10 protein-coding genes and 1 pseudogene are annotated in these 9,969 nt (G+C 56.6%); 5 read left to right on the plus strand and 6 right to left on the minus strand.

Annotated elements, in window-relative coordinates:
- The first annotated feature begins 8 nt into the window (after positions 1-8).
- Both AC1DVM_RS21065 and AC1DVM_RS21070 read left to right on the plus strand, forming a co-directional pair.
- Positions 9-368 carry an MbcA/ParS/Xre antitoxin family protein gene (locus tag AC1DVM_RS21065; protein WP_477257749.1) on the plus strand — a complete coding sequence of 120 codons (360 nt, stop codon included), beginning with the start codon at positions 9-11 and terminating at the stop codon, positions 366-368.
- Positions 361-882, plus strand: a complete 522-nt coding sequence (locus AC1DVM_RS21070; RefSeq protein WP_477257731.1) for an RES family NAD+ phosphorylase — start codon at positions 361-363, stop codon at positions 880-882. The genes AC1DVM_RS21065 and AC1DVM_RS21070 overlap by 8 nt, the downstream gene beginning before the upstream one ends.
- A 412-nt stretch (positions 883-1,294) precedes the next feature.
- On the opposite strand, the gene AC1DVM_RS21075 is transcribed toward AC1DVM_RS21070, so the two are convergent.
- Positions 1,295-2,062 carry a sulfite exporter TauE/SafE family protein gene (locus tag AC1DVM_RS21075; RefSeq protein ID WP_477257733.1) on the minus strand — a complete coding sequence of 256 codons (768 nt, stop codon included), beginning with the start codon at positions 2,060-2,062 and terminating at the stop codon, positions 1,295-1,297.
- Between the two features lie 161 nt (positions 2,063-2,223).
- On the opposite strand from AC1DVM_RS21075, the gene AC1DVM_RS21080 reads away from it, so the two are divergent.
- Positions 2,224-2,637 (plus strand): hypothetical protein, encoded by a 414-nt coding sequence (locus AC1DVM_RS21080; RefSeq protein WP_477257735.1) that lies wholly within the window; start codon positions 2,224-2,226, stop codon positions 2,635-2,637.
- A 438-nt stretch (positions 2,638-3,075) separates the two neighbouring features.
- Here AC1DVM_RS21080 and AC1DVM_RS21085 read toward each other — a convergent pair.
- Together AC1DVM_RS21085 and AC1DVM_RS21090 are read right to left on the minus strand one after the other, a co-directional pair.
- Positions 3,076-3,309 (minus strand): annotated as a pseudogene (locus AC1DVM_RS21085) (integrase core domain-containing protein); the annotation flags it as partial.
- A 204-nt stretch (positions 3,310-3,513) separates the two neighbouring features.
- Complete coding sequence (locus tag AC1DVM_RS21090; protein WP_477257737.1) at positions 3,514-3,801, minus strand: response regulator transcription factor; 288 nt, start codon at positions 3,799-3,801, stop codon at positions 3,514-3,516.
- Between the two features lie 2,663 nt (positions 3,802-6,464).
- On the opposite strand from AC1DVM_RS21090, the gene AC1DVM_RS21095 reads away from it, so the two are divergent.
- Complete coding sequence (locus tag AC1DVM_RS21095) at positions 6,465-7,091, plus strand: hypothetical protein (RefSeq protein WP_477257739.1); 627 nt, start codon at positions 6,465-6,467, stop codon at positions 7,089-7,091.
- Positions 7,092-7,211: 120 nt separating this feature from the next.
- Complete coding sequence (locus AC1DVM_RS21100) at positions 7,212-7,697, plus strand: hypothetical protein (protein WP_477257741.1); 486 nt, start codon at positions 7,212-7,214, stop codon at positions 7,695-7,697.
- Positions 7,698-8,102: 405 nt separating this feature from the next.
- Here AC1DVM_RS21100 and AC1DVM_RS21105 read toward each other — a convergent pair whose 3' ends face one another.
- The 3 genes from AC1DVM_RS21105 to AC1DVM_RS21115 form a co-directional block, all read right to left on the minus strand.
- Positions 8,103-8,339 (minus strand): hypothetical protein, encoded by a 237-nt coding sequence (locus tag AC1DVM_RS21105; RefSeq protein WP_477257743.1) that lies wholly within the window; start codon positions 8,337-8,339, stop codon positions 8,103-8,105.
- Positions 8,340-9,154: 815 nt separating this feature from the next.
- Positions 9,155-9,577: a hypothetical protein gene (locus AC1DVM_RS21110; protein ID WP_477257745.1), complete on the minus strand. Its 423-nt coding sequence runs from the start codon at positions 9,575-9,577 to the stop codon at positions 9,155-9,157.
- 108 nt (positions 9,578-9,685) lie between these two features.
- On the minus strand, positions 9,686-9,969 hold a 284-nt coding region (locus AC1DVM_RS21115), incomplete at its 5' end, for a hypothetical protein (protein WP_477257747.1).

Raw genomic sequence — 9,969 nt, forward strand, 5'->3', positions numbered from 1 at the left:
ACGCCGCCCTGGACATTCAGGCTTCCCGCTTCGGCGGAGAGAACGGGACCCCATTTCTCTCAGCACGGAGGGTGGCCGAGGCGCTTGGGCTCACGTTAACGGAGCTGGCAAAACTGACCGGTCTTGCCCGTAACACCCTCTCAGGGAAGATCGCCGCTCGAAAGGTCGATGCCGCCCTGAGCCCACTTGTGCGGATTCTGGCCATGGCTGAGGAAATGGCAGGCAGCGAACAGCGCGCGGCCATCTGGTTCAAGCACCAGCCCATTCCAGGCTGGGCTGGGAAAACAGCCCTGGATCTGGTCGAGGAAGGCAAGGCGGAACGGGTCTTGGCGTATTTGGAAGCGGTCAGATCGGGCGTCTATGCCTGATCCTTTGCCGCCCGGCGTTCATCAGCTTTGGCGTGCTCTCGTTCCACGCTGGGCCCATGCTCCGCTCTCAGGGGAAGGCGCTGCTCAATTTGGTGGGCGTTGGAACCCCGTTGGGGTACCGGCGATCTACGCTGCCCGAGAGCTTTCGACAGCTTGGTCCGAGTATAATCAAGGCTTCGTGCAACACCCCGCGCTGATCGTGCAAATGGAACTGTCAAAAGCCCATTTGATGGATCTGACGAGTTCGGAAGCTTTGGAGCCTCTCGGCCTGACTGCCGCAATCCACCAAACGGAATGGCGACGTGACTTGGATCAACGACGAGTTCCAGAGACCCATCAGATTGCTGATCGGCTTCTCGCCGCAGGTCACGACGGCGCAATCTACCCGTCATTCATGTCTCCAGGCGGAAGCTGTGTCGTCCTCTGGCGCTGGAATCAGGGCGCGGACGGTCCAAGTCTCACGATCATAGATCCTGAGCACAGGCTGCCCCGGACCCCGGCCTCATGGCTCTGAGCAAAGAGCCGATTTAGGTCTCAAAGGCGATCGGGCATGTCCTGGGGGCCGCCCAATAGGCGGTGGCTCGCCTTTGGGATACGAACCACTGCCGAAAACGACCGGGCGATCCGAATGATCTCGTTCAAGAGGGGATCGGACGGCCGCGATCGCCGATCCAGCAATGGACCGAGACGCCATCGCTCGAGACAAGTTCGGTGTTGTAGGAACACGCGTGCCGTCAGCGGGAATGGGGTCACCCTCGGCCTTCAGGTCAGGGTCGTTCTCGGTCGGCCGCGGCTGCTAGTAATTCTGGGTCATCGACCGTCCTCTGGGGTTTCTGATTTGAAACGTGCCTGAGTGCCGGTGTCAATGATGGTGCGGTGTGCGGTCTCCGGGCAAATAGCCAGCCGCTGATCTGGTGATCATGTCCTTACTGAAGGAAGAAAAAGACGGTTAAGGCGGCGCCTACTCCGACGACCAGCCAGCGGATGGCGATTGGGTGAATTCGACGCCCGAAGACGACCCCGAGATAACCGCCAATGATCGAGGCGGAACCGATGATGGCGGTTTCCCGCCAGGCAACCAGTCCGGCATAGATGAAGAGAATGATGGCGACGAGTTGGATCACAGTGGAACACAGGTGCTTCGCCGCGTTCGCGCGATGAAAGTCATCTCCTTCGGTGATGGCAAKCGAAGCCAGCATTACGATTCCCATGCCCGCTCCAAAAAAGCCTCCATAGATGGCAACAAACAATTGGAAGAGGAGGCCGCCGAGCCAAGTGTTTCTCGAAGGTCCTTTGCCACCATGTGAGCTGATTGATCGCGCGAAGGCGACGATCTTCGGACTTATTGCGAACAACACAGTTGCAAAAAGCAGGAGCCACGGGACCAGTTTCCGGAAGGATGAATTATCAGTCGTAGTGAGGATGTACGCTCCAGCAAGCCCACCTACGAGACTGACGGCGCCCAGTATCGCGAAACGTCTCGCATTGGCCATCAGTTCTCGACGGTACGCCCATGCACTCGCAAGGTTTGCCGGCGTCACCGCAACAGCGCTGGTGGCGTTCGCGATCACCGGAGGAAGGCCGGCCCCAATGAGGGCCGAGAACGTGAAGAAGGTCCCACCCCCTGCGATGGCGTTCACGAGCCCGGCTGCGAGACCGGATGCAGCAAGAAGGGCGCCAGTTGCGAGATCCATGATATAAAAGACGCTCCGAAACAGAATGAGGCTAGAACGACACAGATCGCGCCCGCAAAATGAAATCTTGAGCAGGCGTCAAGCATTCAATCATGCTTCACATTGCCTTGACGAGAGAATCCGCTAGATCTTTGAAACGAGAAGCCTTGGAGCCGACTGTGATGTTGAATGGCGCAAAGGGTGCTCTTGCCGTCCTTATCGGCTTTACTCTTCTCTCGAGTCAAGCAGCTTCGGCTGTCACGCTGAAGTGTAGCTTGATCAGTGATCCAACCGAAGCCCAGAGCATGGGATCCGTGAACCGGTTCGAGATTGATGAGGGAAAGCAGGTCGTCTCGATGTATCGCGGGGGCGGTGATCCCGACTGGACCTATGGTAAAACCAGCGGAGATGTTTTTGATCCGAAGGGCGATCACTTCATTGTTCGCAGCGATGCAACGGGTATCTTCGGTGGCGGTGTTCGCGCGGGTTTTCCTCACTCATTCTATTTCAATCCGGCCTCTCGGATCATGAGTTGGACCTACATCTGGAAGGATGAGATCACTCGGATGCAGTGGAAATGCATCAAGTCCGGATAGATTGTTATGTCCCAATGGGATGGGCTTCGCATGGCAACGAAAGATCCGAAACCCATCTCACGTGTTCAGGCTGTGAGGAAGAGTTCGCTTTCGCGCCAGGTTGCTGACGGTTTACGCTCATTGCGATGGGCCGCGGATATCCGCTGCTGGAATCGGGCGTGGGCTTTCGTCAGCAGACGTCGTTTGCGGGCGAGTGGTTGGGAAGCAACTGTCACGTCGTTCACAATCGCGCCCGCCGCGGCATAGAGATCGGCGGTAGCCGCATCCAATCCGGCGTTACGCTCGAATAACACCAGGAGGCCCGCTAGACTTTCCCGCAGGAGCGTCTTGAGCTCTCGGAGATAGGCATCGAAAGACCGGTTCTGACTTTTCGGAACTCTGCAGAGCCGTCAGGAATGACCGCTTTCGCCGGAGAGGAGATGACCTGCCTCTAAACTTTCATTCGGCGACAATTAGAGCCTCGGCGGTTGATACGCCTTGTGGCGCGCGAGAAGCAAGAGGCCAGCGCGCGGAGCTTTCCCGTTGCGCAGCGTGATGGCCTCTTGCGGTTTGGAGACCCTCGGCAAACGCGAAGGGTGTTTGATAGCCCAACGAGGAGTGTGGCCTCGTGGTGTTGTAATCCCGGACCTACTCAGTGATGAGCTTGCGGGCGTGATCGAGCCCGAAGAACATCCTGCGCGGCCGAACGCTCACCGAGCGCATCGAACCCGACGACTACGCTCACCTGATCATTGCCTGTCTGTTGCACGATATCGGGTATGTCCGAGGCGTCCTGAAGGGCGATCACGAGAATAGCTTCGTGGTGGACGCGAGCGGGCGGGCGGTAGGATTGCCACGAGGATCCTCGGGCCAACGCGGGACAACCGTAGGCAATGATCATGCCTCAACCAAGCCGTTCCTGATCGCGTACCAGATCAGTGCCGCAGTCGTGTCGAGGTTGAGTTTGCGCAGGGCGAGAGCGCGGTGGGTCTCGACGGTCTTGGTGCTGATGCTGAGGATATCGGCGATTTGCTTGTTGGTCTTGCCCTCGGCGATCAGTTGCACGACAGCCTTCTCGCGGGAGGTCAGTGCGGTCTCGTCCGTGCATCCCTTCGACAGATAGGGCGGGAGATCCAGGTTTTTGATTTCGACAAGCCGAGGGTCTCCCTCCGGAAAAGACTGCAAGCGAGTTGATCGGGGGCAAATTGCGTAGCGGGGTCGTTGATCGCGGCCGAGCGCGTGGCGTGAGGAGGGATTAATGGCTAGACCGGGCCGAGTCCATTTTTGACTCATGCAGACCAATCCGAAGAACACGAGGCAATCCGATATGTGAGGCAGGGCAAAAGAAGCCCCGCCCCGTCCATCATTCGATACGTCCGCCTTCGCCCGGCCTCCTCCCCTCCCAAGCTCGGCTGCGGGGGACGCCCTGCCGGCCGCATCGAGCGATGCCCTTGAGGAAATTATATGGATTACGAAAATACTCTAGAAACGCATGTGACCATTTTTCTTACCATTGTCCGAGCCAACCTGTTGCAGCAAGGCAGATGGTGCTGGTGGATACGCCGGACTGGAAAATTCGCAGCGATCGAAACAAAAAATTGGCTGGCTGACACCCTGGCTCCCGTTCGAGATCGAGACGCTGGCGGGCATCACGCTCGCCGGTGCCGATCTCGAAAGTACTTTATGTGGCCGGATCATGCGGGCAGCGTTCGGCGACCAACTGGCTTTTCAAGCGCGCGCCACAGGCGCAGCATGTCAACGGGCCCAGCCGGAAAATCAGAATCCAATATTTTTTACAAAGGGCACAAGGGATCGACAGCACGGCTGGTATCGAACGGTCATCCAACAAGCACGAGAGGCAGCGGACACCGTCCACGTCTTCTCGCGCGGCAGCATCGCCAACCCAGTTTCGGGGGGACCTATGACATCTATTTCTATTTCTAAGACATCGCCGAGGGAGAGGCGCTGGAAAACTATTTCCTGGGTAGCAGCATCACCTCAAATATATCCTAATTCCGGTCGAGGCGGCCGGGATCATGGATGTCGACCGACCGGATGAAGCACGGAAAGCGTCAAAGCTGCCATCCGGCCGCAATCGCCGAAGCGGCGCGGGTCAGACTTCTGCCGTTCCAATCTGCTTCCCGGGAAAAGCAGCTCGAACCAGCAAGCAGGCGTCGCCGAAAGCATTCTCAAATTCCTGCGGGGATCCTGTCTCTTAGCGGCCAAAGGACGGCTTCGCTATCCACGGTTCAAAAAACAATGAGCGCCGCTCCCCAGATGACCAGAACGACAGCTCCACGTTATCAACTTTCGGAAAAAGTCTCTTCAAACGAAATCAATTTCGTCAGCAGCCCCTGGAACGGTCTTGGGCGCCGGTCTGCATCTGAACCAGTCGCCAGACTCTCCCTCCCGAAGACCAAGTCAACGAAGGCAAAAGGAAAGTCGCAGTCAACGGCGCTACTCTCGTAAAGACATTCTCATCCCGGTCAGTCGCTATCAAAGTCAATCCCAACCGGTACCAACCCGATGCCATGGGGCTCGATCAGTCTAACTTTGGCTCCTGCGGCGCGCCATTCACGCGAGCCCGCTCCGCCGCCAGGGCATTGCGCTCGCGCCCTCTCGCCTCCGACGTGACCGGACTGCCTCGACTGTCGCCAGGCCGGACTCCGTGCCGACATCATTTCGCCGAAATTCGCCACTGGCGCAGCTCTGTCATCTGTTGCTCCAGTCGCGGGTCCGCGAAATTGTTTTTGCGCTCGCTGGTCAAAGGATAGACTAACTGGCGAGCGCGGTCGGCTTGGCCCCGACTCGCGGCCGATTATGAAAACTGATTTGCCTCTATTCGGATCCCCGCCATTGGCAGCGGGTGTTTCGACCCTGCGGCGCCAAGAAACCCTCCCCCGTAATCCGGGAGCATCTGTGCTCCCCCCTGCCCTCTGCCAATCGACGGTCATGTGTCGGACCTTGAGAACCCAAGGTGTTACACGCTTTGCGCACCTTTGCGTTCATTCGTTACGACCAACTAGTCGCAGCGGCGGGCGGCGAAAACACGCCATTCGGCACCGGCCAGCCGGCTCGGCAGAAATCTCTCCTTCGTGCCACTTGATGACGCACAGTCTGTGGACCGGGTGTGTGTGAGAATTGCGCAATTGTCTTTTCTAGCAGGGCGCACCGGTGCGTGGCTCGCGAAGGGGCAACCTATGCAGGTCGGCTTGGTCAGAGCATGACGCGCGTCCAGATGCCCTGATGTCGTGTCTCGAATGTTCCTTCTTAAATGAATTTTCAATGCTGTCAGGATGCAACGTACAATCGTCCCAGCCGAACATCGGGCTCATGAGCAAGGCCGCCGTCATTACGACAGCATGGTAGCTTCTATGCGATCTCAACATTTGGGAAAAATGCGCCGCTTATGATGTGACGGCGTCGCAAGCCGTTTCAATGCGATGGCCCGCTTCCTTCGCTTCCAACAGTTTTCGATTGCCGTGCAATTGCGCTGATGACAACTCAAATTAGAAAAACAGTCGATTTGAGTTTACGCAATCGTGAATAGATTTGGCTCCGTTTTTTCTTCCGCAGTAAATCGGGTGTCGTCGGTCGCCTCAGAGCAAACCTCCGGCCTCACCTGGAGCTAAATTGTACTGTCGTCAGGCAACGACCCCCGAAAATGGAAGTAGGAGAGGCTTAGCAACAGCTGCCGCTTCTCGTAAAACGTCTAAAGCGCGGCTCGCAGCAACGTTAAACACATGCGGTCCGAGGGCTAGGTAGTTCGCCGACTGACCGATTTATATTGCGAGTCCGATGCCGACTACCGCATAGTAGCACCCACAACAACAATAAGTCACACTCGAATGTCTTCATTACATTTCAAACGGGAACGCAACGGATCTCTATACGAGATCTCACTTTCCGGAAAATTAAAAGCAAAAGGAATCGTGGGCACGTTTCAAACCGACGCATGGTGGTACGGCTCAGACACCCTGCCTAAATCGCTCGTATCAGGATGGGTCAACTTTCGTAAGGGGCGCGCCAGGTTGACAGCAATCGCCATGGATCCTGACCGGGCGTCAAAAGCACCGGAGCTGCGTTTGAATGGCCCCGCAACGAAACTGCTTAGAAACAACGCCACGAGGATCGATGGCAGAGCCGTCCAAGATCACAAGCGATTGGCAGTATACGGGAGCGCCTTTCTGGTTGCCGCGAACCGCTTTGCCTGGAGTTTTCGTTTTCCAGACCCGGAGCGCCACCGGAGTGATGAGGTCTTTGATTTTCCGAACCAGGTGACGGCGCAGGACATCAGAGAATTCTCATCCACACTAGTCACTTCCCATTGCATTCGGACTAATCGACAGTTGCCGTGGATCGAATTCGCGCGAAAGCCTGAGCCGGCTGACTTCATAGTAGCTGCGGCCCGTTGGCCCGATTTTCAATGTGTTCCTTCCATCGATCCGCGGTCGTTCCATGCAAGAATTAAATAGGCCTGTCCGACCTTCAGGTGATCCGTCAAAACAATGGCACATGCCCTCACAACCCGCCTGCCGCCACCAACCTTCCATTATTAAAAATTTTGGCGCCAACAATCGAAATCGAGTCTAAGTATGAGTAGTTTCACCGGCCCAGCACACCTTCTATATCAACTGAAAGAAGACGGGACGATTTTACCTGAGATCTGCCGCGTTGCACGATACAAGCAGTTAACCCGCCATACCGACATTGCCGCTTGCGATACGTCTTCCATGGGCTTGATACAGCCATCGGCGACTCCTTTTCTGCCGATGTATCTGCCCAATAAGTGCAGTACCAAGGCAAATCCGTTCGCAAATCGGCTGCTGAACGCCATCACGACCACGAAGGTCGCCGGTCGTTACCGAACCAGCGTCTATGGAACCGCGATCATTGATGCGGGTATCATACAGTGCACAACATTCGAAGACGTGGGAAATTACATCGACGGGATGTATCACTACGACATCGATAAAATGTTCAAAAAGCACTGGTCGCTCTGGCGTGAGGTTGATGATAGCATATGTTTGACGACGCCATCGCAGTGCGTCTCCGTTCTGGGTCGGCTGACATTCGGTTAAAAACAGAATGGCAAAATCGCAACCGATTCATGTCCGGGGCGGCGACAGCCGCCATGCCGTGTCTATCAAGCCGTCAACTTCTCGGATTTTTGCTCAAGAATTGTCGCCTCGGTGGCAGCGATAGCGTTCTCCAAAGCAGAAATTTTGAAAATTGTTTTGTCGGCTGGCAAGGTGAACGATTTGGCTGACGAAAGGATGAGTGTCGCTGTGAATCCTTAAGGATTTCAAGGAAGGTCGACAGTTGTTCAATGCTAGTGCTTTCCATCGGGATCTTTTCAGGAAATGCGAGGTATGGGTTGTCTGCTATCTGCCCTGAAGTCCATCACGATGCAACGCGACCTTCGCGCAATGCCGTTCGAAAGCGCCCCACCGTTACGCCTGCGTCTCAGCCACGGCTATTCTACATCAATCCGATTGATCAAACCGAATGTCGCTGCTGGCGATAGCGAGCGAAACCTGGCCGCGCTCGATCTCGCCGAGAATTACGGCCCGGGTTCGTTCCTTGAAATCGTACCATGTGCCGACAGAAGCTTCACAGCCGGCGCAATAAAGTACAGCGGCGTCGTTGATCTCGTTGGGGAGCGTGATCGACGGGCTGCGGCAAGGCTCGCAGCTATGATTGACCCGGCGGAGTTCGATCAAAACGACCCTCTATTCAAAAGTCTCAGCAGAGGCGCACCTTCTCTGAACCGGCCACGTCAGTCAACTGAGCCGAAGGGCCGCTTGCCTCAAGGCGCGAAAGGCGTACCCGCGGTGTCACGCAGAGGTACCGAGGCGCCCGCAGGCCCAGAAAACTCATACGAGCGGCCAATCCACATGTGCAATTGGCAAAGGGTGGCCGGGGGCCAGCTACAGGTGGTCCTCCCCTCGTCTGAAGCAGCATGGTAAGAAGGGTCCGCACATTCGTGAACTGAATGACGTTATCGGCCATCTGTGTTGTGCTCGCTGCGGGACGCCCCCGCGCCTGCTGGATGTCCGGCCCTTTGTGCAAGGCCGCGGAGCACCGGCATGGACCGCTACGTGGGACGGTGTTGGGGCTGCTGCCGCTCATCGCGCCACTGGGACCGCCCGGGAGCGCTCTGCCCGAGGCGAGGTGGCGGACAAGGGGAGCAGAATTCGCCGCCTACCGGCGAGAACCCTTGGCCGATCGCCCCGCAGGAGGTTGGAGGCACCCGCGGGAGTAAACTTGAAACGGTATTTGCCGGTTCCGGGCGGAAGCACCCCGACCCCGGCGTCACACGGAGAAGGTGGGCCGGGGTGCCCCACGTGCTTGGCCGCTATTACAGGATCGAACCAGCAAGCTCAGACGAACAAGCGAGAATGGCCAAGGTTCCCGAGGAGGAGGAGCGCAGGGGTGGCACCGCTCCTCCTTCCTAAGCCGCCAGAGGTTTTACTGTAATGCAATCGGCCAGCCGTCCTGGCGGTTGGCAGGCGCTTGAGGCAGGAGATCGTTTCCGCTAGGGCCACTTAAGGTGTCCGGCGAATCCATAAACAATTTCACGCTTGAAGCGGCGCGCGCATTCGATCTGATCGTCGTCCGCGCAAAACATCAGATTTGTATGATCATCAAGACTGTCTTCCCGCTCAAAAAAGTCGGCTCTCGGGGTTCCGTTGGCCCCCAGCGGTCGCTTTTCAAAAATGATTTCGAGTCTTCGCGTCGCGCGAAGCCCGCGTCTCAAGTCAGATGGAACGCAAAGAGGCTCTAAATTAAATTCATGAATAATGACCTGCAACTTACTTCCATGATACAATAGAACAATGACAAATTCACCCATATCCCCAAATGCCGGGACCAACGGTTCCGCCTCAACTCTTCCCCAGTCGATCCAGCCGGCCAGCGCATGCGGAAACAACAAGCCTCCGTTCCGATGTGTCATCACCGTCGACGTTCCCGAACTGGATTCGTCCTATGACTTGATTTGCTGCCGCCCGAATAGGCAAGGTGAACTAGAAATCGATGCGTCGTCTGACGAGGAAACGATCGTCCACTACGAGCCAGCCTGGGTCGTCGTGTCGTGGTTACGGAACAACGGGTTTATCGTCGTCCCGGTCGATGCAAGGTGCATCATTGTTCCGTCGATGACGGATGCGCAGCGCACCTTATTCAAATTGCGCTGGAATCTGTGACGTCGGAACTGATTTTCAGGACCGAGCCGTTTTGGCCTGTCGATCGGTTGTGCCGAAACACTCACGATTTCGCCGGATCCGCGTTGTTGCGAACAAGTGATTTTTTCTTCTCGTTCCATTCGAGGACATTCGTTTTGAACACCCC

This window comes from Microvirga sp. P4_A5 (genome assembly GCF_056402495.1).

What these genes read in the sequence shown, in the direction of transcription:
- AC1DVM_RS21070 (WP_477257731.1), top strand. Translation starts at nt 361, where the DNA reads ATGCCTGATCCTTTGCCGCCCGGCGTTCATCAGCTTTGGCGTGCTCTC.
- AC1DVM_RS21080 (WP_477257735.1), top strand. Translation starts at nt 2,224, where the DNA reads ATGTTGAATGGCGCAAAGGGTGCTCTTGCCGTCCTTATCGGCTTTACT.
- AC1DVM_RS21095 (WP_477257739.1), top strand. Translation starts at nt 6,465, where the DNA reads ATGTCTTCATTACATTTCAAACGGGAACGCAACGGATCTCTATACGAG.
- AC1DVM_RS21100 (WP_477257741.1), top strand. Translation starts at nt 7,212, where the DNA reads ATGAGTAGTTTCACCGGCCCAGCACACCTTCTATATCAACTGAAAGAA.